Annotated in this window: 22 protein-coding genes; 19 read left to right on the top strand and 3 right to left on the bottom strand. The window is 47.4% G+C overall.

Annotated features, from left to right (window positions below; translation table 11 throughout):
* Window positions 1–53 precede the first annotated feature (53 nt).
* On the bottom strand, window positions 54–926 hold the full coding sequence (locus tag WG8_RS16515) for a sulfurtransferase (RefSeq protein ID WP_007431373.1): 873 nt from the start codon (window positions 924–926) through the stop codon (window positions 54–56).
* Between the two features lie 100 nt (window positions 927–1,026).
* Complete coding sequence (locus WG8_RS16510; protein ID WP_007431372.1) at window positions 1,027–1,971, bottom strand: DMT family transporter; 945 nt, start codon at window positions 1,969–1,971, stop codon at window positions 1,027–1,029.
* A 283-nt stretch (window positions 1,972–2,254) separates the two neighbouring features.
* Here WG8_RS16510 and WG8_RS16505 point away from each other — a divergent pair, with 283 nt between their 5' ends.
* The 10 genes from WG8_RS16505 (at window position 2,255) to WG8_RS27445 (ending at window position 11,320) form a co-directional block, all read left to right on the top strand.
* The gene (locus tag WG8_RS16505) at window positions 2,255–3,193 is read left to right on the top strand and encodes a hypothetical protein (protein ID WP_007431371.1); all 939 of its coding nucleotides are present in this window, start codon (window positions 2,255–2,257) and stop codon (window positions 3,191–3,193) included.
* Window positions 3,194–3,408: 215 nt separating this feature from the next.
* A complete protein-coding gene (gene dapD, locus WG8_RS16500) occupies window positions 3,409–4,122 on the top strand; it encodes a 2,3,4,5-tetrahydropyridine-2,6-dicarboxylate N-acetyltransferase (protein WP_007431370.1) in 714 nt (237 codons plus the stop codon).
* A gap of 179 nt (window positions 4,123–4,301) precedes the next feature.
* Window positions 4,302–5,438: an N-acetyldiaminopimelate deacetylase gene (locus tag WG8_RS16495; RefSeq protein ID WP_007431369.1), complete on the top strand. Its 1,137-nt coding sequence runs from the start codon at window positions 4,302–4,304 to the stop codon at window positions 5,436–5,438.
* 81 nt (window positions 5,439–5,519) lie between these two features.
* Window positions 5,520–6,629, top strand: a complete 1,110-nt coding sequence (locus tag WG8_RS16490) for an ABC transporter ATP-binding protein (RefSeq protein ID WP_007431368.1) — start codon at window positions 5,520–5,522, stop codon at window positions 6,627–6,629.
* Window positions 6,619–7,431, top strand: a complete 813-nt coding sequence (locus WG8_RS16485) for an ABC transporter permease (RefSeq protein WP_007431367.1) — start codon at window positions 6,619–6,621, stop codon at window positions 7,429–7,431. The genes WG8_RS16490 and WG8_RS16485 overlap by 11 nt, the downstream gene beginning before the upstream one ends.
* On the top strand, window positions 7,421–8,242 hold the full coding sequence (locus tag WG8_RS16480; protein WP_007431366.1) for an ABC transporter permease: 822 nt from the start codon (window positions 7,421–7,423) through the stop codon (window positions 8,240–8,242). The genes WG8_RS16485 and WG8_RS16480 overlap by 11 nt, the downstream gene beginning before the upstream one ends.
* Window positions 8,239–9,312, top strand: coding sequence for an ABC transporter substrate-binding protein (locus WG8_RS16475; protein ID WP_007431365.1), 1,074 nt, complete (start codon window positions 8,239–8,241; stop codon window positions 9,310–9,312). The genes WG8_RS16480 and WG8_RS16475 overlap by 4 nt, the downstream gene beginning before the upstream one ends.
* A gap of 468 nt (window positions 9,313–9,780) precedes the next feature.
* The gene (locus tag WG8_RS28635) at window positions 9,781–10,221 is read left to right on the top strand and encodes a hypothetical protein (RefSeq protein ID WP_007431363.1); all 441 of its coding nucleotides are present in this window, start codon (window positions 9,781–9,783) and stop codon (window positions 10,219–10,221) included.
* 74 nt (window positions 10,222–10,295) lie between these two features.
* The gene (locus tag WG8_RS28630; RefSeq protein ID WP_232289112.1) at window positions 10,296–10,922 is read left to right on the top strand and encodes a hypothetical protein; all 627 of its coding nucleotides are present in this window, start codon (window positions 10,296–10,298) and stop codon (window positions 10,920–10,922) included.
* A gap of 14 nt (window positions 10,923–10,936) precedes the next feature.
* Entirely contained in the window at window positions 10,937–11,320 is a 384-nt protein-coding gene (locus WG8_RS27445) for a hypothetical protein (protein WP_043891119.1), read from the top strand.
* Between the two features lie 335 nt (window positions 11,321–11,655).
* Here the strand turns inward: WG8_RS27445 and WG8_RS16455 are convergent, their stop codons facing one another.
* Complete coding sequence (locus WG8_RS16455; protein ID WP_007431362.1) at window positions 11,656–12,819, bottom strand: aminotransferase A; 1,164 nt, start codon at window positions 12,817–12,819, stop codon at window positions 11,656–11,658.
* Window positions 12,820–13,136: 317 nt separating this feature from the next.
* Here WG8_RS16455 and WG8_RS16450 point away from each other — a divergent pair, with 317 nt between their 5' ends.
* The 9 genes from WG8_RS16450 to WG8_RS16410 form a co-directional block, all read left to right on the top strand.
* Window positions 13,137–13,538: a VOC family protein gene (locus tag WG8_RS16450; protein ID WP_007431360.1), complete on the top strand. Its 402-nt coding sequence runs from the start codon at window positions 13,137–13,139 to the stop codon at window positions 13,536–13,538.
* Between the two features lie 118 nt (window positions 13,539–13,656).
* Entirely contained in the window at window positions 13,657–14,187 is a 531-nt protein-coding gene (locus WG8_RS16445; RefSeq protein WP_007431359.1) for a GNAT family N-acetyltransferase, read from the top strand.
* Between the two features lie 202 nt (window positions 14,188–14,389).
* A complete protein-coding gene (gene aspA, locus WG8_RS16440; protein WP_007431358.1) occupies window positions 14,390–15,799 on the top strand; it encodes an aspartate ammonia-lyase in 1,410 nt (469 codons plus the stop codon).
* 193 nt (window positions 15,800–15,992) lie between these two features.
* Window positions 15,993–16,583 carry a restriction endonuclease gene (locus WG8_RS16435; RefSeq protein WP_007431357.1) on the top strand — a complete coding sequence of 197 codons (591 nt, stop codon included), beginning with the start codon at window positions 15,993–15,995 and terminating at the stop codon, window positions 16,581–16,583.
* A gap of 170 nt (window positions 16,584–16,753) precedes the next feature.
* On the top strand, window positions 16,754–17,758 hold the full coding sequence (locus WG8_RS16430; protein ID WP_043891118.1) for a BMP family lipoprotein: 1,005 nt from the start codon (window positions 16,754–16,756) through the stop codon (window positions 17,756–17,758).
* A 28-nt stretch (window positions 17,759–17,786) separates the two neighbouring features.
* Window positions 17,787–19,451 (top strand): methyl-accepting chemotaxis protein, encoded by a 1,665-nt coding sequence (locus tag WG8_RS16425; RefSeq protein ID WP_007431355.1) that lies wholly within the window; start codon window positions 17,787–17,789, stop codon window positions 19,449–19,451.
* Window positions 19,452–19,630: 179 nt separating this feature from the next.
* Window positions 19,631–22,072: an AraC family transcriptional regulator gene (locus WG8_RS16420; RefSeq protein ID WP_083837588.1), complete on the top strand. Its 2,442-nt coding sequence runs from the start codon at window positions 19,631–19,633 to the stop codon at window positions 22,070–22,072.
* Between the two features lie 129 nt (window positions 22,073–22,201).
* Window positions 22,202–23,209, top strand: coding sequence for a tripartite tricarboxylate transporter substrate binding protein (locus WG8_RS16415; protein ID WP_007431353.1), 1,008 nt, complete (start codon window positions 22,202–22,204; stop codon window positions 23,207–23,209).
* A gap of 48 nt (window positions 23,210–23,257) precedes the next feature.
* Window positions 23,258–24,038, top strand: a 781-nt coding sequence (locus WG8_RS16410) for a 2-keto-3-deoxygluconate permease (protein ID WP_007431352.1), incomplete at its 3' end; no start/stop codon positions are given.

The raw sequence follows: 24,038 nt of genomic DNA, 5'->3' as shown, positions 1-24,038 counted from the left end.
TCGCCTAGGACAGTGTATTTGTCTTTAGAACCTGTATATCCGTTGAAAACTTTTTATTCCTCCCCGGTCGCCACCGGATTTTCCTCGTAACTGATCCAGTCGCTCCAGCTTCCCGGATATAAACGCACCTTACTAAATCCAGCTTCATTCAAGGCCAGTACATTGGGACAGGCGGATACGCCGGAACCGCAATACACGATAATTTCTGCATTTGGGTCAAGGTCGGCAAAGTGCTCTTGCAATTGTTCTGCATTTTTAAAGCTGCCTTTTTCGTCTAATACTTCTTTCCAAAAGAAATTCACTGCACCGGGGATATGTCCTGCTGCTGTATCTATAGGTTCTTCCAGTCCCGCATAACGGCGCGGCTCTCTGGAGTCGATAAGAAGCAGAGGACTCTCGGAACTTTTACCATTGAGCCCTGTTTGCGAAAGCTGCGACGAAATCTCACGAACCTCCTGTATATCCGTTGCAAGCTGAGATTGAACATTCGCTACAAAGGTCGAGGGAATGCGAATCGGCTGGTCTGCCGTAACGGGGAACTTCGCTTCCTTCCAAGCGCTGTAGCCTTCTTCCAGCACATATACCTGTTCATGCCCGAGATAGCGCAGCAGCCACCAGAAGCGGGAGGCCATCATACCGCCTTGGTCATCATAAGCGATGATGCGTGAAGCTGCGTTGATTCCGGCACGACTCAGACGTGCGGCAAGTGTATCCACATCAGGTAATGGATGGCGACCGCCATGCTCACCCAGAGGGGCTGTGAGGTCTTCTTCCAGATCGAAATGAATCGCCCCTGGAATATGGTCTTCATTAAATTGAGTCCGCCCTGCCCCGGCTTGTCCGAGCAGAGAACGGCAGTCGGCAATGATAATGTCCGGCTCATACAATCGGGCCAGCAGCCAGCGTTTGGATACGATAGATTTCATAGAGGATTCCGCCTTTCTTTTTTCAATAATGATATGAGGATTTTCGCAAAATCCTTACATTTATAAATTGAGTATGGTATATGAAAATGGGATAAATAAGTTAAGAGCTGGCTTTAAGGGGACGCTCTGTGTTGGATAGTTCGCTTTGGTGGACGACTGGCTTTTTAAAATCTGTGCCGTATCGGATAAAAATCCATACCCCCAGCAGGATGAAGAAGCCTGCACCAAATTGCAGCGCTGATAGTCTTTCTCCCAGCAGCACCCAAGCTAGCAGAGAAGAAATAACGGGCTCGCCGAGTACCGCCATCGACACCGCGGTGGCGTTAATGTATTTGAGTAGCCAGTTAAACAGGTAATGTCCGAATAGCGTGGGTACAATCGCAAGCAGCAGGAACAGTCCCCATTCCCGTGGAGCGTATCCGGTAAAAGGAATGGCATTGACCACATTATACAGCGCAAGCGAAGTGGCGGCGATGGCGAATACCCAAAAATTATACACAAAAGCGCTCAAATGCTCACGTAGATGCTTGCCCATCAGCATATGAATGGAAACCGCTACCATGCCTAAAAATGAAAGAGCATCTCCGAGCAGGGCTTGTCCGGAGACGTGAAAATCTCCAGCCCCGATGGCCAGTGAGCCAACAAAGGCCAGCCCCATTCCGACGAGCATGGCTCGATTTGTGCCTGTCCGGAAAAACAAAAAAGAACCGAGCATGACAAGGATCGGCTCCAATGTCATAATAACAGTAGAGCTTGCAACGGTGGTCAGTCGCAGTGAGCCCATCCAGAGCAAGAAATGCAGCCCTAATGCGATACCGGACCAGAGGATTAGTATCCACTGCTTGCGGGTGAGGCTGAATAGCTCGGTGCGGTATTTCCAGACCAATGGCAGCATGACGAGGTTGGTCAGGTACAAACGGTACATAGCGATAACGGACACCTCGGCTTCAGACCATCTGACGAAGATTGAGGAGAACGATATAGCGATAATGCCTACGATGTACAATAGTTCAAAAGAAAACGACGATTTGTGTGCTTGATTCATATGCAGCTCCATCCGTACGGAAGGAATTCAGGCTATTTGCTTCCTTCTTTTGCTTCCTTCCATGGGTATTTTGAAAAAGTGTTTTGAAAAGAGTATCTCGAAAAATAGTTGATACAGCCCATTATACCGTACCTGACATCTGCGTGGTATGAGGATTTTGCAAATACCTGAGAGTGTAAAAAAACGGGAGCAGGAGAAGGGCTTTAAAATGCAGGAGACTAAGTGTGTTGCTGCGTAGAACTTTTGCTGAACAAACTCGTCTATCTTAATGGAGGTGGATTTTATGAAAAAAAACAACACATTTTCAATCATACTATTGACTGTAGTAGCAGTGCTGGCCCTGTCAGCCTGTGGAACGAAACCGCAGACCCATAACACCGCACCTCAAGGGGCAGACCAATCGCAAACGCAACAACCGCAAGTGAACCCGGTCGCTGAGCCGGAGGTCAAACAAGGCACAGGCGTATACAACGGAGCCGCTGATCCGCATACGGTTGAAATTGAAATCAATGGTGAAGCCCAATCCTTCCAACTGGGCGAAGGGCTGGACACGGTAGTGGCCGGACTTGAGGAAGGCGATTCAGTATCGTTTGAATATAGCGAAAAGGCTGTTGAGGGGGACACAACTGCGAAGCAGCTCATTTTAACGAAAATACAAAAAACAGAAGCAGCAACAGGGGGCAAGGAAAACGAGGGTTCCAGCCAAGCAGCAGGAGGGGACAAAGACACCGGAGGCTCAAGCCAAGCAGCAGGCAGGGAACGCTCGAAAACGCAAGCCTTTGAGCTTACCCTTGAAGGCAAAAAGGAAACGCAGACGGCTACATTGGCACAAGGAGAGGGCTATTCGTTGTATGTGTTTGATCCGATGTCCCTGTTCCCCGATCAAAACCGCGTAGCCTTGGCTGTAGATGATAACTATTACGCTGAAATTACGAAGCTGCCTTCCGATTTTAATCTGGATGAGCTTCAAAAAGAAGGCGAGAAGGATCTGGCTTCCATCGGCAAGGTGCAAAAGCTGGACAAAGCAGCGGTGCCTCAAGCGCTGTCCAGCAGCCACCTATTCCTGCAAGCGAGCGGTTTGAAGGCCACACAACAATATATTATTGTGGAAAATACAACGGGGGCTTTCATCGTGAAAGTGAACATTCCCCTTGGGGAAGCTGCTGAAGGCTTTGAGTCCTTCATTTATACATCGCTAGAGAGCCTGCAAGCGAATAAATAACCCTGTTTTGATGTCGGGCGGTCGCTGGCTTACAATAATGAATCTAAGGCAGTCAAACTGCTGAAACTTGTTATTTTAGGTACTAGGTTAGCGCTCTGAAGATCTATTCTGTAATTGCGAGACCTGCACTTTTGTGCTATAAAGGATGAGAGAATAAGATCATTCCGGCTTGTTGTAAAGTCGTATGAAGTGATAAAGGAGTTGTTCGATTTACTATGTCCATCGAAATGAATACACAAGAAGTCATCAACGTGATTAAAAACAGCAAGAAAAAGACGCCTGTTAAAGTATATGTAAAAGGAGCTTTGGCTTCCGCATCCTTTGGCGAGAATGTGCAAGCTTTTATTTCCGGGGACAGTGGTGTTGTATTTGGCGATTGGGCAGACATCAAGCCTGTACTGGACAACGCAAACGCTAAAGAGGAAGACTATGTGGTGGAAAATGACCGCCGCAACTCTGCTGTACCTATGCTTGATTTGAAAGGTATCAATGCTCGCATTGAGCCAGGTGCATATATTCGTGATATGGTCGGTATCGGTAACAATGCAGTCATTATGATGGGCGCAGTGATTAACATCGGTGTTACGATTGGTGAAGGCACGATGATTGATATGAATGCTGTACTTGGCGGTCGTGTTAAAGTAGGCAACATGTGCCATATCGGTGCAGGCGTTGTCCTTGCGGGTGTTATTGAACCACCGTCCGCACAGCCTGTTATAGTAGAAGACGAAGTATTGATCGGTGCAAATTCAGTCGTATTGGAAGGCGTACGAATCGGTAAAGGTGCGGTTGTTGCAGCCGGAGCTGTCGTAACGGAAGATGTGCCTCCATACTCCGTGGTTGCTGGTACACCAGCACGTGTGATCAAACAGGTCGACGACAAGACGAAATCCAAAACTGAGATTTTGAAAGAGCTACGCGTTCTGTAAGAGAAACGATTTTGAATGTACCAAGGTGAACGATTCCTTGTCAGAGATGAGATGCACTGACACACAATTTAGGGACGAAGCACAACGGACAAGGCTCGGCGGCTGCGCCGGGCTTTTGTCCTTTTATTCTTTTGCCAGATAAAAGTTGGTGAGCTAGAAAAAGGAGGCGGAGCAACAAAATGAGTACAGTCGATTACCGTTCTTTTGTCCAAATACGGAGGGATTTACATCAGATTCCCGAACCAGGTTTTGAGGAATATAAAACACAGCAATATTTGTTGAATTATTTGGGAACGCTCCCTCAGGAGCGTCTGGAAATTCGTACATGGCGTACAGGTGTATTGGTGTTTATTCATGGAACGGCTCCCGAACGCCGCTATGGATATCGTTGCGATATGGATGGCTTACCGATTGAAGAAGAGACGGGGTATAATTTTCGTTCGACCCATCCCGGCTATATGCATGCTTGCGGACACGATTTACATATGACGATTGGGCTGGGAATCGTTACTCATTTTGCAAGTCATTCCATGAAGGACGATCTGGTTGTAATATTTCAACCTGCCGAGGAAGGGCCGGGCGGAGCGTTGCCGATGCGCGACAGCGCAGAACTGGCAGACTGGATGCCGGATGAAATTGTCGCGCTGCATGTGGCACCGGAGTATCCGGTCGGTACGATTGCGACTCGCCCGGGCATTTTATTTGCCAACACGTCGGAGCTTTTCATCGATCTGAAGGGTACGGGCGGGCATGCTGCTTACCCGCACAAGGCGAACGATATGGTCGTCGCTGCTTGTCAACTGGTGGGTCAGTTGCAAACGATTGTGGCCCGAAATGTGAACCCGCTGGATGCGGCAGTCGTTACGGTCGGTAAGGTTAGCGGCGGCACGAAGCAGAATATTATTGCAGAAACCGCACGTTTGGAGGGGACCATTCGTACATTGTCAGCGGGTACCATGAAGCTGGTTAAATCGCGGATTGAAGCGCTGGTGCGTGGTATGGAAGCTGGGTTTGAATGCCAGGCGGAAATTCATTATGGCTCCAATTATTTGCAAGTGTACAATGAAGCCAAGGTGACAGAAGAATTCATGAACTGGGTCAGTGATCGGCAGGATGTGCAGCTCATTGAATGCGGGGAAGCGATGACCGGCGAGGATTTCGGGTATTTTCTGGAGCGGATTCCGGGCCTGATGTTCTGGCTCGGTGTTGATACGCCTTATGGCTTGCACCATGCCAAGCTGGAGCCTGCGGAGGAAGCGATCAAGGTAGCCATTCGTGTGCTGACAGATTATTTTACATGGAAGTCTCAAGGGTAAAATGATACGGCTTGAATAAATATGTTTAATGAAAAGAAAGAATTGGAATGAAATGAAGTCGAATCTTTGAAGGAGGGTGTTATGGGAGAGCAAACCATCATCCGGTTTGAACGGGTGACCAAGCAATATGACAACGATCCCCCGGTGCTGGCGAATGTCAGCTTTGAGATTGAGCGTGGTAAATTTTATACACTGCTGGGTCCTTCCGGCTGTGGTAAAACGACGATTCTGCGTATGATTGCAGGCTTTGCAGAGCCAACGGAAGGCTCCATCTATTTGAATGACAAGCTCATTAATCGTGTTCCGGCCAATGAGCGGCAGGTCAATACCGTGTTTCAGGATTACGCGTTATTCCCGCATCTGAATGTGTTTGAAAATGTTGCTTTTGGTCTGCGGATCAAAAAGATGAACAAAAAGGACATTCAGGAAAAGGTGACACAGGCGTTGTCCTTTGTCAATCTGGAAGGCTACGGCGAACGGGAAATTTCCGAGATGTCCGGGGGACAGCGTCAGCGTGTAGCCATCGCACGGGCCATCGTCAATGAGCCGGAGGTTCTGCTGCTGGATGAACCGTTGTCTGCGCTGGATTTAAAGCTGCGTACAGAAATGCAGTACATTTTGCGCGAAATGCAGCAGCGCCTTGGAATTACCTTTATTTTCGTTACGCATGATCAGGAGGAAGCGCTGGCCATGTCGGACGAAATTTTTGTCATGAACAAAGGAAAGATTGAGCAGAGCGGCACACCTAATGATATTTATGATGAACCGATCAATCGGTTTGTTGCCGATTTCATTGGTGAATCGAATATTGTCCCCGGGCGTATGATTGCAGACTATCAGGTGGAATTTAATGGTCGACAGTTTGAGTGTGTAGACGGAGGGCTGCGTCCGAACGAACCGATCGAAATCGTGATCCGGCCGGAGGATTTGGAGATTACCAGTGTTGCTGAGGGTAAGCTGCGTGTAAAGGTGGACACCCAGTTATTCCGCGGGGTTCACTATGAGATTAGCTGCTATGATGATTCGGGGCAGGAATGGCTGGTGCATTCCACCAAAAAAGCGGAGCTTGGCAGTGAAATCGGCCTGCATTTTGACCCGGAAGCGATTCACGTGATGCGTTTCGGGGAAACAGAGGAAGAATTTGATCGGCGTCTGGAAGCCTATGAAGAGGTGGATCAGCATGTCCGGTAATACAAGAGCGGCGTACCTGCTGCCTTACTATTTATGGATTGTGCTGTTCGTCGTAGCACCAGTTGTGCTTGTATTTTACTACTCTTTATTTGATGTAGACGGTCATTTCACATTCAGCAACTATGCACAGTTTTTGACACCCGTATATTTGAGCATGACGCTCAGTTCGTTTTGGTTTGCATTTCTGATCACGGTGTTTTCACTCCTGGTGGCTTATCCGGCGGCGTATTTGCTCACACGAACCAAGCATAAGCAGCTGTGGCTATTGCTCATTATTTTGCCTACATGGATTAACCTGCTGCTCAAAACGTATGCTTTTATCGGGATTTTCGGTACCTATGGTCCGGTGAATGCCGTGTTGGGCATGATTGGGCTGGGGGGACAGCAATTACTGTTTACCAGCTCCAGCTTTGTGTTTGTGTCGGTGTATATTTTTGTGCCTTTTATGATTTTGCCGATCTTTAATGCGCTGGAAGGGTTAAATCCTTCACTGCTGGATGCTGCACGTGATCTGGGAGCCTCCAGGTGGACGGCATTTCGCCGGGTTGTTTTCCCGCTAACGCTTTCGGGCGTGCGATCCGGCTGTATGGCGGTGTTCATTCCGGCGCTGTCGCTGTTTATGATCACCCGTCTGATTGCGGGCAACCGTGTCATTACCCTGGGAACGGCGATTGAGCAGCATTTTCTGGTGACACAGGATTGGGGGATGGGCTCTACGGTGGCTGTGTTCCTGATATTGGCGATGGGTATCATTATGGTGGTCACATCGGGAACGAAACGGAGGGTACGACATGGCAAATAAAAATCGATTCGGGAATGTGTATTTGGTGATCGTTTTTCTCGTGTTGTACGCACCCATTCTGTATCTGATGTACTATTCCTTCAACAGCGGCGGGACGATGCACAAGTTTGAAGGGTTCACACTCCAATACTATAAAGAAGTGTTTGCTGACACTCGCCTGATCATTATTATCATTAACACCTTGGTGATCGCGCTGCTGTCGTCTGCATTGGCTACGATTATCGGCATCATGGGCGCGTTGGCTATTCACCAGATGCAGAATCGTCGGGTCAAAAATACGCTGCTGTCGCTCAACAATGTGCTGATCGTGAACCCTGACGTGATTATCGGCGCTTCCTTCCTCATTTTGTTCACAATGGCTGGAATCAAGCTGGGCTTCTATTCGGTCTTGTTATCCCATATTGCATTTAGTGTGCCGATTGCGGTCATTATGATTTTGCCGCGGCTTCAGGAAATGAGCCCATCTCTGGTCGATGCAGCGCGTGATTTGGGTGCCAGCCGACTGGATGTGCTGACCAAGGTGATTTTACCCTTTATCAAGCCAGGGATTTATGCGGGCTTTTTTATGGCGTTAACGTACTCGCTGGATGATTTTGCGGTGACCTTTTTTGTGACAGGCAGCGGCTATTCGACCTTGTCAGTGGAAATTTACTCACGTGCTCGCCAAGGGGTTTCCTTGTCCATCAATGCGTTGTCCACGCTCATTTTCCTGTTTACGGTGCTGCTGGTGGTGGGCTATTACTTTATTATGCGCAAGGCGAACCGTAATGGAAAAAAAGAGCCTGCGGCGGAAATGGGGGCACCTAGATGAAGTCGCTAGTGCGCGTATTTCTCTCCATTTTTATTATCTCGTTCAGTCTGATGGGGGTGGCGGCATGGCTCAACTCCAGTCAGGGCTATTCCGGTGGCAACACGCTGACGGTGTACAACTGGGGAGACTACATTGACCCTGAGCTGCTGGAAAGGTTTCAGAAGGAGACGGGGATTACCGTCATTTATCAGACGTTTGACTCCAATGAGGCGATGCTGACGAAAATTGAGCAGGGTGGAACTTCGTTTGATGTCGCGGTTCCTTCGGAGTATGCGCTGGCTAAAATGAAGCAGGAGCACCTTTTGCTTCCGCTGGATCACAGCAAGCTGCCGAATTTGAAGCATGTGGATTCTCATTTTCTAAACCTTTCGTTTGATCCGAATAACCAATATTCAGTTCCGTATTTTTGGGGTACGGTCGGGATCGTGTTTAACCCGGAGCTAACCAAAGGCATTGATTTTCATAGCTGGGATGGCCTGTGGGACCCGAAGTTGCGCAACAATTTGCTGCTGGTCGATGGAGCCAGGGAGATTATGGGCATGTCGCTGAACAGTCTCCACTATTCCTTGAATGATACGAATAAGGCGCATTTGCAGCAGGCTTTGACGAAGCTCGAAAAGCTAGCGCCGAATGTCAAGGCCGTTGTTGGTGACGAGATTAAAATGCTGCTGGCCAATGAGGAAGCTGCTGCGGGGGTTGTATGGTCCGGCGATGCGTCGGAAATCATGGACCAGAACGACAAGCTGGATTACATCGTTCCGGATGAAGGCTCCAACCTGTGGTTTGATAACATGGTTATTCCCAAAACAGCTACCCATGTGGATGCGGCCCATAAATTCATCAATTTTATGATGCAGCCCGATGTAGCCGCTCAAAATGCCGAGTTTGTAGGCTACTCTACCCCAAACAAAGACGGTAAAAAGCTGCTGCCTGCAGATATTTCTGGCGATGAGCGATTCTATCCTCCGTCCGAAATTACCGATAAGCTGGAGGTATACGACAACCTTGGCAAGCGGATGCTGGCTCATTATAATGAGCTATTCCTGCAATTCAAAATGCATTTAAAATAGGCGGTAGAGGTGCGGCGCGGATTCAGGTTTTGAGCTTTAAAGGCCGCTGCGGTGGCGGATGGTGCTTACCATCGCTGTTAAATTCCGATTTTTTATGATTGGATATTTTAAGGTTAAAATCGGAATTTAAAGGCGACCGCTTACGCTTGTCCAGCACCATTCCGCCCCCTCCGCTGCGCCGTGCTTAAAGCAACGCACCCATGAAACCCACACCGAGGTGAGGGAGTAGAGGAAGAGCGAACAGGCCGTTGGATCACCTGTATGGGTGGTTTGCTATTATCCCTTTTGAGTAGACAGTTTGGAATAAGCCCCCTTACTGTCTATACTCAGAAGGGATTTTTTTACGTCCTTTATCAAGTTAAAAATATGTTTACTATTTAATATCTTTCGTATATATTAATATTTGGAAATTGGTTTCATAAATTTTTCCTATAGAACTAGATTAAATTAACAGAGGAGATTACTTCAATGAGCATTTCATTAAGAATCGAACGCAAATCCGGTGGTGAGCCAATCGAGTTTGTAAATGGTGAAATCACTGGTTTTACATATATGAACAATAGTGCCAAAAACCTTTCAGCTAAGTCTTCAGTTTTGGCACATTCACTACATATTCGAAGCAAAATTCCGCTCCATTCGCTTCCTTCGGTTATAGACAATGCGGATAATACCAACATGCTGTATACATGGGCAAACACAGAATATAAACCTGATAGTGAGGATTACTATCGAAAATGTAACATCCAAATCGTGAGAAATGAAAACACGATCCGAGAAATTACGTTTACACACGCTTATGTAGAAAAGTATCAAGAACAAATGGATACCAGCAAAGAGATCCTTGAGTTTGAACTTGTTTTAAAACAAAAAGAAGATCAATTGGGAAAATTCAATACAGCCCTCAGTTAGAACCTAAGGAAACAAGAGAAGAGGATCTGTCTGATATCTCGCAGGAAGTGCTGCAAGGCGCATATAGTAAGAATATGTTAGTGTATGCTGGAAATAACACTTTTCCGTTTGAAAATCCTCTGGTAGAACTAGAAAAGGCTTGGGTGCGAGGTGTAGAACAAGTAAAAGATTCGACAGACACTGTAATACATTATCCTGATCGTAAAGCATTTACATCCGTAGCTGTTCCTATAGCTCGAAAGAAGTACGGAGACATCACAGCCAATTTACTTCAACATTCACTTGATTACAAACCAGGAAATTTATACTTTAATGAGTGGTCATATGAGGCGCAGCAAATTAAAAAATCTAAAGAGCACATCGCAATAGTTAATGACGAAGTCAAAAAAGCTAACGCTAATAAAGTTAAAAGTTTTTCATATAATGGATCTAAGGGATTAGAAAGTGATAAAGATTTATATAATGCTTTTCACAACATGTATTATGAAATAAATGGAAATTACGTTGACGGGCAATGGAAAATTACTACAACGTATTCTGATGTCTATAATTTTGAGTATAATTTTAAACAAATGTTTACTGGGAACAACAAACTTGGTTGGGCTGCAGCCAATCTAACAAATTTAATGGAATCATGGGGAACACTCAATGATTATACATCTTATGTTACAGTAACTGATGCAAGAAAAGCTTGGAAGTGAGGTGTGAATTGCAGATGAAGCGTAGATATATCTTGATCTTGATCTCTCTACTAGTTATAGCTACAACTCTAATTTTCCTGGTAAATTCCGGGGATCATACGAAGTATAAATACCCATCAGGCAAAGATACCGTAGAATATTTTGGTGACGGGACTTTTCAAATTTTTAGAGGGGGGCCGCACGACCCTTTAATACTTTATAATCATCTTGCTGATCCACTGGAAAATACTGTTGATAATATTGTGTCATATAAGATAAAAAAAAATATCGTATATGTGGTTGGTGAAAATAGCTTCATTAAATTGGATTCAAGTACCAACACATACGAGCAAAAAAAACGGATTTCCGACTTTACTTCCAAAGATAGAGAGATATTCAATAAATTAATGGAAAAATAGAGGAATATCATAAGCAATGTGGTTGCCATGGGGGAAGTTCCATCCAAGGGTTCTCTTTATATCTACTCACCGCGCAAAGCGGTGAGTATTTTTTTTAACCCTAGCTACTTCACACACACGTTAGAGAATTGTGGTGACTTTAAGGCGGGTAGTAGCGAAGCGGGCCATTTGAATCTGGAGAAGCGGAGCGTTCGCCTAAAAGCTTTCCATAGGAAAGCTCGCTTCGAAAGCATATGCTTAGTGGGATTCTTACCTATAAATGTTTTATACAATCCAAGAATCCCACTGCAACAGCGATTGGAAGATCAAATGAACCGCGTAGCGCCTCTCCCACCTTAACTCCTCACAATTCCTCTAACAAACCTTTCTATTTTATCCAGCCCTTGCTCCAGCACCTCTGGTCCGTAAGCGTAGGACAGGCGAATGTATCCTTCGCCATAGGAAGAAAAGGCATCTCCTGGTACGACAGCTACTCCATGCTCTTCCAGCAGTTTCAAGGTGAAATCCATCGAGCTTAATCCAAAATGGGCGATGGAAGGAAATAGATAAAAGGCTCCCTCGGGCTTCTCAAGCGGAATTCCCATGTCTGTCAGCCTTCCATGCACATAATCACGACGCTTGCGGTACTCCTCGCGCATCGGAAGTGCATCGTCCACACCGGCGGTCAGAGCTTCCAGCGCAGCATATTGGCTGATCGAGCTGGCACAGGTCACGTTATACTGATGAACCTTAACCATATGCTGTGAAATTTCAGCGGGTGAAAGCGTAAAACCAATGCGCCAGCCCGTCATGGAATGTGACTTGGACAGTCCGTTGATGACAATGGTACGTTCCCGCATACCTGGAAGTGCTGCAATGGACACGTGGGGAGCATCGTAAATCAGTTCGCTGTATATTTCATCCGAAATGACAAACAGCTCGCGTTCCTTCAGCAAATCGGCGACCGCTTCCAATTCCTCACGGCTCATCACTCGCCCGGTCGGATTCGAAGGATAGCCGAGGATGACTGCTTTCGTCCGCTCGGTCAGGTAAGGCTCCAGCACCTCAGCAGTGAGCTTGAAGCCGCTGCTGCGAGTATCGGCAAACACGGGAATGCCGCCTGACAAGCGGATCAATGGCTCGTAACCCGGGTAGATTGGCACAGGCAGAATGACTTCATCGCCGGGTGACAAAATGGTGCGCAGGGTAATATCCAGTGCTTCACTGGCCCCGTTCGTTACGATAACCTCATCCTGTCCACGGTAATTCAGCCCGTATTTACGGGCTACAAATGCCGCTGCGGCTTCCCGTAACTCGGGTAGTCCGGGATTAGGCGTATATGAGGTGCGTCCTTCGTTAATCGCCCGATGGGCGGCTTCCATAATATGCGCAGGGGTAGGGAAATCTGGCTGTCCAATCGTAAGGGACAGGGTTCCGGGCAATGCGGCAACCTTATTGGCAATTTTGCGGATGCCGCTGATTTGAATGTTTTTAACCTGATTGTTAAGCAAATGCTCCATAGCGTATGTGCCACCTTTTTCTGTATTAGAACAAGTTTACAATAATATGATCTGATTATGCTACGGCAAGAAGAATTCATTTTTGCTTTTTACTTGAGGGTTTGCTGGAAAAGGAAGCGCAGCGATTACCCTCGACTGTCAGGATCGGTGTATATGTACTGGAGGCGGCTGTATTATCTCGGACCCTGGATAAGCTGGATTGGCAGCAATAGATAATACGAATGTCAGATTGTTTGACTTTATACGATAGTTAAGTTATCTTTTTTGAGAAGCAGTGTGAAAAACAGAATTTAAGACGTATGAAGAGGTGAAATGTCGTGGGAGTAACAGCCAAACAAATTTTTGTGAATTTACCGGTTAAAAATCTGCAGCACTCCATTGACTTTTTCACTGCAATTGGATTTGAATTTAATGCTCAATTCACCGATGAACATGCAACCTGTATGGTGGTTAATGAGCATATTTTTGTTATGCTGCTGGTTGAAGAGCGCTTTAAAGCTTTTACGACAAAAGAAATCTCGGATGCAACCAAAAGCACGGAAGCGATTATCGCTTTATCGGTAGAGAGCAGAGCAAAGGTGAACGAGATAGTCCACAAGGCTTTGGAAGCGGGGGGCAAGCCTTCGAACGAACCTCAGGATCATGGTTTTATGTACGGATGGAGCTTTCAGGACTTAGATGGTCATCTGTGGGAATTCTTTTATATGGCAGATCAGTAGCAGAAATAATGGCGGAAGTAATAATGATGTAACAGAAATACCATGGAAAGTAAGCTATCGTAAAAGGATAGTTTGCTTTCTTTGTTATATGTTATCAACGCCATTGGGAGGAATCATAGTGTCTAACAAAATAATAGTCTATCCTATTCAAGCTGTGAACGAAGAACTGACGGACACATTGACTCGACTGTTAATCGACGTGGTGGCAGACGGTGCTTCTATAGGGTTTTTGCCACCACTGACCTATCCGGAAGCAGCTGCTTACTGGAATCGTGTGCTTGAAGATGGTGTGGTGTTGTGGATTGCCGAGAAGGACGGAGTGCCTGTGGGCACGGTTCAGCTTCATTTGGCTCAAAAAGCCAACGCTACACATCGTGCGGAAATTGCAAAGCTCATGGTGCATCCGTCGGGGCGCAGGCTGGGGGTTGCACGGCAGTTAATGAAAGCGGCAGAAGAAGAAGCACTTCGTCAGGACAGAACGTTACTGGTGCTGGATACGCGGGTGGGTGATCCTTCCAATAGACTATATGAGTCTATCGGTTTTATAGAAGCGGGTGTGATTCCGGGTTATGCCAGGTCAGCTGATGGTCAGCTGCATGCCACGAAGTATTATTATAAGCTCTTGAATCCCCATGCCGATCATTGCTGAGCATTTGTCGAATAATTAGAGTCTATACAGGCAATCATAACTTGTCATAAGATAGTGTAACCTTTTTCCGCGTTAATTTGACTGGAAAAGCACGGGAATGGGAACGTATAATGAAAGAGGGACTGTCCCAAGGTCTCTGTATGGTCAATTCGGCTGGTCTGGATTGAAGATCGTAGCACACACAGCGGAGGAATCGAAGAATATGAGGCTGGAGCATGATTTTTTAGGTAACAAGGAAGTGCCGTCAGACGCCTATTATGGTGTACAAACCCTGAGGGCAAAAGAAAATTTTCCAATTACAGGCCAACGGTTGCACCCTGAACTGATTAAGGCCATGGCGATCGTCAAAAAGGGAGCAGCGACGGTAAATATGGAATTGACCCGCTTGCATCGTCCCAAAGCAGAGGCCATCATTCAGGCAGCTGACGAGATCATTCAAGGGCAGTTGCATGACCATTTCATCGTCGATCCGATTCAGGGCGGCGCAGGCACGTCTATTAATATGAACACCAATGAAGTGATTGCAAACCGGGCGCTGGAGCTGATGGGTAAGCAGCGTGGAGATTATCAGGAGATCAGCCCCAATAACCATGTCAATATGGCGCAATCGACCAACGACGCTTTTCCTACAGCAGTCCATCTGGCTGTATTAAGTATGATTGACCAGTTGCTGGTCACCATGAGTGAGCTTCAAGAAGCGTTTTCCCGTAAGGCGAAAGAGTTTGATAGTGTGATTAAAATGGGTCGGACCCACTTGCAGGATGCAGTGCCGATTCGACTGGGACAGGAGTTTCAGGCTTATGCGCGTGTGCTGGGCCGTGATATCGGTCGCGTCCGTGCGACCAAGCAGCATCTGCTGACGATTAATATGGGAGCGACTGCGGTTGGTACTGGTTTGAACGCAGACCGTCGTTATATTCAGCGTGTCGCTGAGGTGTTGGCAGAGGTCAGCGGCTTCCCGCTGGAAGCTGATGAGAATCTCGTGGATGCTACACAAAATACGGATGCCTACACCGAAGTATCTGCTGCGTTGAAAATTTGTATGATGAACATGTCCAAGGTGGCAAATGACATCCGTCTGATGGCCTCCGGGCCGCGTGCTGGTCTCGGAGAGCTGAGCCTGCCTGCTCGTCAGCCGGGGTCATCCATTATGCCGGGCAAGGTCAATCCGGTGATGTGTGAGGTCATTAACCAAATTGCTTTTCAGGTCATTGGAAATGACCATACGATCTGTCTGGCTTCTGAGGCAGGGCAGCTGGAGCTGAATGTAATGGAGCCTGTGCTTGTCTACAACCTGCTGCAATCACTGGAAATTATGAAGCAGGGCTTCAACGTTTTCCGTATCCATTGTGTGGACGGAATTGAAGCCAATGTAGAGCGGTGTCGTGAATATGTGGAGAACAGTGTAGGCATTATTACAGCACTTAATCCTCATCTCGGATATGAGGTTGTATCCCGCATTGCACGCGAGGCCATCACGACAGGAAAATCGGTGCGTGAACTGTGTTTGCTGTATAATGTCCTGACCGAGGAAGAACTGGACATTATTTTGGACCCGTATCAAATGACTCAGCCTGGCATCGCTGGAGAATCTTTGTTGAATCGTGAATAATTTTGTTTTGAGTATAGAATTTAGAGAGCTTTGAGGCAAGACGAAGATAGCCCCGTCGAATTTGGCGGGGCTTTTATCATGTTAATATGTGAGTGTAACATGGGAGATGTAATACGTGAGTCAGGTGTAACATAGGGATTTAACTGTTAGGGGTTATGCGGCTGCACGTTTATTGTAGAAAAGGGGAAGAGGAATGCTGCTGGAGCAATTATCCGCATATAGGGAATTAGGGATAGGACTTATTGTAGTCTTCGTGTTGCTTGTACTTATTATAAGAGGACTTATACGTGGTCGCCGGAATCGGATTTTACGCGATCTGGACCCACGTAGAATTGGAATTCAGGATATCGATCGGATGGAGGAAGGCTCGGAATTTGAGCTTTATTTGCAACGACTATTATCTGCCCTTGGCTATAAGGACATCTATAAAACAACCGGCAGCCGGGATTTTGGGGCGGATTTGGTTTTTACAGACCGTGAAGGTGCCAGAGTCGTAATTCAGGCCAAGCGCTATGGTATACAACATCCGGTAGGTTTGGGCGCGGTGCAGGAGATTTACACCTCCATGCGCTATTATGCGGCAGACAAGTCTGTCGTCATTACCTCCGGGCGTTATACCGATTCCTGTAAAACACTTGCTGCTGTGAACGGAGTTAAATTATTGGACCGCAACGATTTGGTGGACATGATTGATTTGTTCAAAACGAAACGCCGTGAGGAAGCCATGGATTTAATAGAAAGTAAAGCAGATGTGATTGCTTCCAAATGGAGTAAAAGCAAATAGATTTGAGGACTGATTGTTAGGCGACGTGATTCAAGCCTGGTGATCAGTCCTATTTATTTTTCTTAATAAAATAAAAGAACTGAATTTACAGAAATTATCATGAAAAAATATGCTATTACAACCGATATAAAATTGTTGGGGATTTCCAAATTATGTTGAGGTGATATGTCATGAAGAAACGAGCTGTATTATTAACTTTTAGGTGGATTCCCATGGTCATCATTTTTGCACTCCTGCTGGGTGCATGTGGACAATCGGCAGCACAAACCAAGGCGCAGCCCATGAAGGTGGGAATCGTACTGTCAGACATTGGTCTGGGCGATCAATCCTACAGCGACGCAGCTTTTCGAGGCTTGATCCAGGCACGGGATGAAGGCAAAATTGTGTTTGAATATCGGGAAATTTCGGAGACCAAGACATATGATGCTGCTTTTGAGCAGCTTGCGCAAGAAAAAGCTGATTTAATCATTGGATTGGGTTATATGGTAAAGGACAGTCTGGAAGCCGTTGCTAAAAAATATCCGGACCGCAGCTTTTTAATCGTGGATGAAAAATCGGATTTACCGAATGTGGCTTCGATCACCTTTAAAGAAGAAGAGGGCAGCTTTATGGCTGGAGTCGTCGCAGGTTTGACCAGTCACACAGAGCAGGTAGGCTTTATCGGAGGCGTGGAGTCTCCCCTGTTAAAAAAGTTTGAGGCCGGATATCGCACAGGAGTTCAATCCGTCAAGCCGGATGCCAAAGTCACCGCGACGTATGCCGGAGATTTTGGAAAGCCGGAGCTAGGCACGGAGATTGCACAGGATATGATCAATCAGAATCAGATTGATGTTATTTATGCAGCAGCAGGTCTGACGGGCGTGGGGGCACTACAGGAAGCGCAAAAGCAGCAAAAATATGCTATCGGGGTTGACAGCGATCAGTTTTTCATTGCGGAAAAAGCGGTTGTCACCTCAATGATTAAAAATGTGGACATTGCGATATATAAAGCAGTCACAGGCTTTGCAGATCATCAAAGAAAATTTACGGACAAGAATATGGTGTTCGGTCTTGCGGAGGATGGGATAGGATTAGCACCTATTCGTGTCGTGACACTGAATCCGGATCAGCAAAAGTTGCTGGGTGATTTAAAGGAAAAAATCAAGTCCGGCGCACTTGTGGTACCTGCCCAATAAATTTTTGCAAAACGGAGGATGAATGTTGATGAAACTGCAAGGTAAACTGGTGCTGAACGCGATGGTTTCCCTGATCGCTTGCCTGGCTTTAGTAGCGTATATTATTTTCGAATTACTACGTATTAACTCGCAAAGCAGCAATCTTGTACCTGCTATGCTAAATGTACAGCAGCTCAATGCTTATTTGATTCAGTCGGGGCAGGCCTTACAAAATTATTCTTCTTCCATGACGGAGAGCAACAAAGCCGACGTGTCGAAGCAACTGACTCAGTCTGAAAAAACGATTACGCTGCTATCGCAGGGCATGATGCAGACCGAAGCGCAGCAAAAGCGTCTGAGTACGATTAAAACCAAATTCAGCAAGTTTAAGGCAGCAACGGAAAAAGCAATGAGCACTCAAAACAGCCCGGAGTCCAAGCGGGAGGCCATGCGTGTACAAGGGATTCAAAACGATGTATTTATGCTGGACTTGCTGACTAAGGCACGATATGACGAATACACAGAGGACTTGACCAAGAGCATTCGTTTTACCTGGCAATTGGCCTTGGCAGGTGCTGTTTTTCTTATGGTGGCGGTCGGGCTATATAATACATATACCTCCAGGCAGCTTGCCCTCAGAACCCGCAGGTTAACGGATGCCGCGAAGAAAATTGCCGATGGGAATCTGACCGTGCAGCTCGCCCAAACGAAAGGACGCGATGAGCTGGATGAGCTCAACGAGTCGTTCCGGGTCATGATTGGCAACTTGCGTACCATTGTTCTTTCTATTGATCAGGCGGGTAATCGTGTCGATCTGATGGCTCGGGATATTGACCAGCATAATGAAGCCATGAAGGAAATTGTGACACAAGTCAGCACGTCAACAGAGGAACTGGCGATAGGCAGCCAGAAAATTGCCGAGGATCTGTCGACGACGGTTGGCGTGGTGGACGAGATGCAGCAGAAGTTTGAGGCCAATCTGCTGGAAACGACGCAGTCGACCGCGTATAGTGAGGATGCTTTGCATGCCGTTGAGCAGGGTACGCAGGTCATGAGCGAGCAACTGCGCATCGTTGCGGAAAATCGCTCAGCGATGGCCGAAGTGGAACAGACGGTCAAGGAGCTGGAGGCCAATGCAGCCGAGATTACAACCATGACCGGCTACGTATCTGAAATTGCCAGCCAGACATCGCTGCTGTCCTTGAATGCTTCCATTGAGGCTGCGCGTGCAGGCGAAGCGGGAAGAGGCTTTGCCGTCGTAGCCAATGAAGTGAAAAAACTGGCAAACCAATCAGAGTCCGCTGTCAAGCAAATTTATACCGCTGTTGAGCGTATTATGCAGGCCATGGATAAAGTGAAGACTTCTGTGTCGCAAAGTCAGGAGCTGTTCCGTGAGCAGGAGAAGGCTACCTCCTCCACCGGCGAATCGTTCGCAGAGATTAGTGGCAAAGTGCAGCAAATTGCTGGCCAGGTCAGCAAGCTATCGACAGATATGAATGTATCGCGGGAACTAAGCGTACAGGTGCAGCAAGCTATCGAAAATATGAGTGCTATCACTCAGCAGTCTGCCGCAGGCAGCGAAGAAATTACGGCATCCACGGTGGAACAGAAGCGTTCCTTTGAGGAATCGGCCGAGAAGGTGAAAGAGCTTCGTCAGATTCGCGAGGAGATGCAGCGCGAGCTGGATCGTTTCCAGGTGGAGAAAACGAGCTAAACAGCACGAAATGATCTAGAAGAAGTCTTACCCTTGCCAAGGGAGGCTTCTTCTTTTTGATTTTAAGGACGTAACTTCTCTGAAGTTTCGTTATACATAGGCAGGGATTTCCCTATCTGGTGTCAAATAGATTCTTAGGAAGAGTATTTTATTACTTTTACAGCCTCAGCAAGAGAAAGATGGAGAAGGAAGTCCGGAAGGATGAAGTTACGGGAATGTTGCAACTTAAGCTTCGACTAATGCTGAAAAATAAACAGACAAGACTGATTCTGCTGCTTACTCTATGCGTTTCGTTCGTTATTAGCGGGATTGGCCTACTATCCTATTCGAGGTATCGTGAAGGTTTGGATACCGAGCTGAACACTCCTAATATCGAACTGCTGCAAATTAATCTGGATGTGACCAACCGTGCTTTTCGTGAGTCAGATAACATGGCACTTGATGCGGCTTATCACCCTGACGTGGAGGCATTTGCTCGTATCCAAGCAGATGGAAATTCGCTATCCAAAAGCGCTTCCATAATAAAACGACTCCAGAAATATTTGAAAGCCCTTTCTTCACATGAAGAGATTGATTCGGTTGAAGTAATCTCATTGGAGAATCATGCGCTTGTATCCAGCAATTACGGCTTCTTGCCTGATTGGAAACAGGCACCGGATACCACGTGGGTTCCCTGGATTCAGGACATCCACAGGAAGCCGCTACTGATTAAGCGGAGGTGGTATGGCACAGACCCCCAGCATGGGACGGTAGAGCTGCTTTCACTGGCGAGGCCCATAGTAAAGGAGGGGAAGGTTATCGGTGCGGTGCTGATCAATCTGGATTACGACCGTTTTTTCTCCAAACTGTATATCCATTTATCCAACTCGCAATACGTGTATGATCTGGAAGGCGAACTGATCTATCCCAAGCTGAGATCGTCCGTACCCTTAAATGAGATGAACCGGGTTTTGCAAGAGCTGGATGTGAGTCCCTATGCTTATGTAGAGATAGGGGATATGGAATATATGGCAAACCAGACTTTTTCGGATGTAACGGGCTGGCGTCTGGTATCGCTCGTTCCTATGGACAAGCTCCTGAAAAATGTAAAGCTGGCGCGCAATATGATGCTGTGGCTGGCCTTTATCTCTATACTGGCTGGATGCTCAGCCGTCTACTATTACAATTATGCGGCTTTTCGCCCCATGAAAAAAATTAATAGCCTGTTGAATTCGGGCAATAGGGGAACGCGCCAAGGAGGATTGTACGACCTGGAGCCTGTGATTAGCAAGCTGGTTGGCGAGTTCCATCGCAAATCACTGGTGGTTGAGCGAAGTCTGCCTGAGCTGCGTTCCAAATATATTGAAGATATCATCCAGCGTAGAATGGGCATACAGGAAATGCGGATGAAATGGGAGCAGTATTTTTCTGATTGGGAAGGCAATTCCTTGGTTGTCATGGTCGTATCGATCGACCGATATTCCACATGGGCCGCAAGCTTTCCAGAAGAGGATGCCATGCTGCTTAAGTATGCGCTGAACAATATTTTGCTGGAGACGCTGGAGCCTTGCTGGAAAGCGGTAAGTGCGCCGGATGAGGAGAGTGGCTCTGTTGTGCTGCTACAGTTCGGCGAGAGAGCATACGAAGCTGGTACGGAGGCTGCTGTCCAAGAGGGCATTGTGCTTTACAAAAGTGTAGACAGGCTGATCCAGGTTGTCGGTGAGCATCTTCCTTTGACGATTTCTATTGGAGTTGGTCATGTAGTCAAAGATATTCAAGAGGCGCGGGAGTCCTATGTAAAAGGAAAAGAGGCCCTTAACCTGCGCTTGTATGAGGGGTATGGACGCTCACATACAAACATGGACTGCGACGTATATGTGGAAAAGGATGGCTCAGCGGATGTGCTGCTACAGGAGCAAACTCGGGATTCAACGATGCTGGACAATCGGCGTATTGACATGATTCATACTCTGGAGTCACAGGAACCGGGTGCAAGTGCCAAGCTGATCGGCCAATGGGTAAAAGAGCTTCGTCTTCACAGGACAGCTCCAGCCCAAGTTTACCTTTTTGTTCATGAATTGCTGGAAGATCTGCTGGAATGGTGTGCCACCCAAAGTGTGACACCGCCGGATAAGCTTGCTGATTACCATTGGAATCAGATTCTGACGCAGGATCTGCAAGATATTGAGGCATTGCTGGTCGTCATTCTGTCGGATATGGAAGAAAAATGGAATGAACGCAGACGATCCAAGGATTTTGTGCGTGTGCAAGAGATGATGGATTATATGGAGCAACATCTGCATTTAAACATAGGGCTGCAGGAGATTGCGGATCAGGTTCACATGAGTGTGTCCTCGGTCAGCAGCATGTTCAAGGAAGAGACGGGGAGTACCGTTTACGACTATTTGACTGGATTACGCATGAAAAAAGCATGTGCTTTACTGTGCGAAACCCATTTGAAAATTAGTGAAATTGCAGACCGGGTCGGATACCGGAATGAGAACAGCTTTATTCGTGCATTCCGCAAGCATAAACAGGTGACTCCAGGGAAATTCCGGGAAATCAGCAAATGTTCTAATGAATATGCAGATCGACCAAAAGATCGATATGCTGGCGTTTTAGAAGATAAATACGAAGATTAAGCGATAGCTGTGGCCCTCCACGGTGCGGTACATTAGCTTCATGTAAGCACAAAACATGGCCGAATACGTTGGGGGGTGAAAACGGGTGCATGTTGGACCCGGTTTATTTTTTGGAGAAGAGGGCGCGTAATGAAGAAAAAGCCATGGCAAAAATATGTGCTGGTTGCGGCAGGAGTAGCTATGCTTTCTGCCTTGAGTATCAGTGAATATGTGGATCACCGCACCCTGCGGGATCACAGCAATACATTTCCTATGAAGCCAATTACGCTTGTCGTTCCTTATGCGGCAGGGGGCGGTACAGATATTACCGCTAGAGCGCTCGCAAAGGCCGCCGCAAAGCATCTTGGTCAGCCCATCACCGTCGTTAACCGGACGGGGGGTGGCGGTTCCGTTGGGCTGATGGAGGGGGCTGAGGCGCAGGCAGATGGCTACACTGTAACGTATCTGGTTGCGGAGCTGACTACGTTACCCCATTTGGGACTGCTGCCGCTCACCTATGAGCGCTTTAAGCCGCTGCTTCAAACCAATATGGACCCTTCCGCCATTACGGTCAGGGCGGATGCGCCGTGGAAGACAGCGGAGGCATTTCTGGAGGATGCCAGTGCCCATCCCGGCAAGCTGAAAATGGGCAATGCAGGCACGGGAAGCATCTGGCACCTCGCTGCCGCGATGCTGGAGCAGAAAAGCGGTGTTCGCTTCACTCATATCCCTTATGAGGGGGCTGGGCCAGCCGTTTCCGCTTTGATGAGCGGATTCGTGGATGCTGTACCCGTTAGCCCCGCAGAAGTGAAAACATATGTGGACCAAGGAAAGCTTCGCATACTGGCGATCCAGGCAGACACGATTTCGGAAGCGTTTCCAAGTGTGCCGACACTCCAGCAGGCCACCGGGCTGCGTGTGCATTTTATTGGCACCTGGAGAGGGCTGGCTGTACCCAAGGATACACCGGATGACATTGCCGGGATGCTGGCAGACGCACTGATCAAGGGGACAGAGGACGAGGAATTCAGGGAGGAAATGCGCAAGCATGGGCTAGGATTGCGTGTCAAGGATGCAGAGGCATTTGCACGGCAGCTGAAGGAGAGCCATGATACCTTCGCAAGACTGATTCCTGATCTCGGCCTGAGCCGCAAGTAAACCGGCCTTGTTTTTGCATTGGCAAAAACGAAAGGGTTGAACGAAGTTATGAAAATTAAACAAAGCATTGATAAAATTCCAGGGGGCATTATGCTGGTGCCGCTGTTTATTGGCGCACTGCTTCATACGTTTACGCCATGGGCAGGAGACTATTTTGGATCTTTTACCAAGGGGCTAATGACGGGTACGGTACCCATTTTGGCAGTGTGGTTTTTTTGTATGGGCGCTTCCATTGATGTTCGGGCGACGGGTACCGTATTGCGTAAATCAGGTACGCTTGTATTGACTAAAATCGCAGTCGCCTGGGTAGTGGCGATCATTGCCTCCAGACTGCTGCCTGTTGATGGTGTGGAAAGCGGGCTGTTTGCAGGTTTGTCCGTGCTGGCGCTGATTTCCGCCATGGATATGACGAACGGCGGGCTGTACGCCTCTATTATGCAGCAATATGGCTCCAAGGAAGAGGCAGGAGCATTCGTGCTGATGTCCCTGGAATCAGGTCCATTGGTGACAATGCTGATTTTGGGCAGTACCGGATTGGCCGTTTTTGAGCCGCAGACATTTGTGGGCGCGGTCTTACCATTTCTGGTCGGATTTGCATTAGGCAATCTGGACCACGATTTCCGTAAATACTTTGGTAACGCAACGCAAGCCCTGATTCCATTTTTCGGCTTTGCACTTGGTTGCTCCATTGACCTGAGTGTCATTGTCCAGACAGGCCTGCTTGGTATTTTGTTGGGCATCTTTGTCATTATCATTACGGGTATCCCACTGATTCTGGCGGATAAATATATCGGCGGCGGCAATGGCACAGCAGGGATTGCAGCCTCCA

The organism is Paenibacillus sp. Aloe-11 (assembly GCF_000245715.1).
GTDB lineage: Bacteria > Bacillota > Bacilli > Paenibacillales > Paenibacillaceae > Paenibacillus > Paenibacillus kribbensis.
Note: the sequence above shows the minus strand (reverse complement) of the source record. Positions and strands in the feature narration are given on the sequence as shown.

Coding starts and splice junctions, on each gene's coding strand:
- WG8_RS16515 (WP_007431373.1), bottom strand. CDS start 926: ATGAAATCTATCGTATCCAAACGCTGGCTGCTGGCCCGATTGTATGAG.
- WG8_RS16510 (WP_007431372.1), bottom strand. CDS start 1,971: ATGAATCAAGCACACAAATCGTCGTTTTCTTTTGAACTATTGTACATC.
- WG8_RS16505 (WP_007431371.1), top strand. CDS start 2,255: ATGAAAAAAAACAACACATTTTCAATCATACTATTGACTGTAGTAGCA.
- dapD (WP_007431370.1), top strand. CDS start 3,409: ATGTCCATCGAAATGAATACACAAGAAGTCATCAACGTGATTAAAAAC.
- WG8_RS16495 (WP_007431369.1), top strand. CDS start 4,302: ATGAGTACAGTCGATTACCGTTCTTTTGTCCAAATACGGAGGGATTTA.
- WG8_RS16490 (WP_007431368.1), top strand. CDS start 5,520: ATGGGAGAGCAAACCATCATCCGGTTTGAACGGGTGACCAAGCAATAT.
- WG8_RS16485 (WP_007431367.1), top strand. CDS start 6,619: ATGTCCGGTAATACAAGAGCGGCGTACCTGCTGCCTTACTATTTATGG.
- WG8_RS16480 (WP_007431366.1), top strand. CDS start 7,421: ATGGCAAATAAAAATCGATTCGGGAATGTGTATTTGGTGATCGTTTTT.
- WG8_RS16475 (WP_007431365.1), top strand. CDS start 8,239: ATGAAGTCGCTAGTGCGCGTATTTCTCTCCATTTTTATTATCTCGTTC.
- WG8_RS28635 (WP_007431363.1), top strand. CDS start 9,781: ATGAGCATTTCATTAAGAATCGAACGCAAATCCGGTGGTGAGCCAATC.
- WG8_RS28630 (WP_232289112.1), top strand. CDS start 10,296: ATGTTAGTGTATGCTGGAAATAACACTTTTCCGTTTGAAAATCCTCTG.
- WG8_RS27445 (WP_043891119.1), top strand. CDS start 10,937: ATGAAGCGTAGATATATCTTGATCTTGATCTCTCTACTAGTTATAGCT.
- WG8_RS16455 (WP_007431362.1), bottom strand. CDS start 12,819: ATGGAGCATTTGCTTAACAATCAGGTTAAAAACATTCAAATCAGCGGC.
- aspA (WP_007431358.1), top strand. CDS start 14,390: ATGAGGCTGGAGCATGATTTTTTAGGTAACAAGGAAGTGCCGTCAGAC.
- WG8_RS16435 (WP_007431357.1), top strand. CDS start 15,993: ATGCTGCTGGAGCAATTATCCGCATATAGGGAATTAGGGATAGGACTT.
- WG8_RS16430 (WP_043891118.1), top strand. CDS start 16,754: ATGAAGAAACGAGCTGTATTATTAACTTTTAGGTGGATTCCCATGGTC.
- WG8_RS16425 (WP_007431355.1), top strand. CDS start 17,787: ATGAAACTGCAAGGTAAACTGGTGCTGAACGCGATGGTTTCCCTGATC.
- WG8_RS16420 (WP_083837588.1), top strand. CDS start 19,631: ATGGAGAAGGAAGTCCGGAAGGATGAAGTTACGGGAATGTTGCAACTT.
- WG8_RS16415 (WP_007431353.1), top strand. CDS start 22,202: ATGAAGAAAAAGCCATGGCAAAAATATGTGCTGGTTGCGGCAGGAGTA.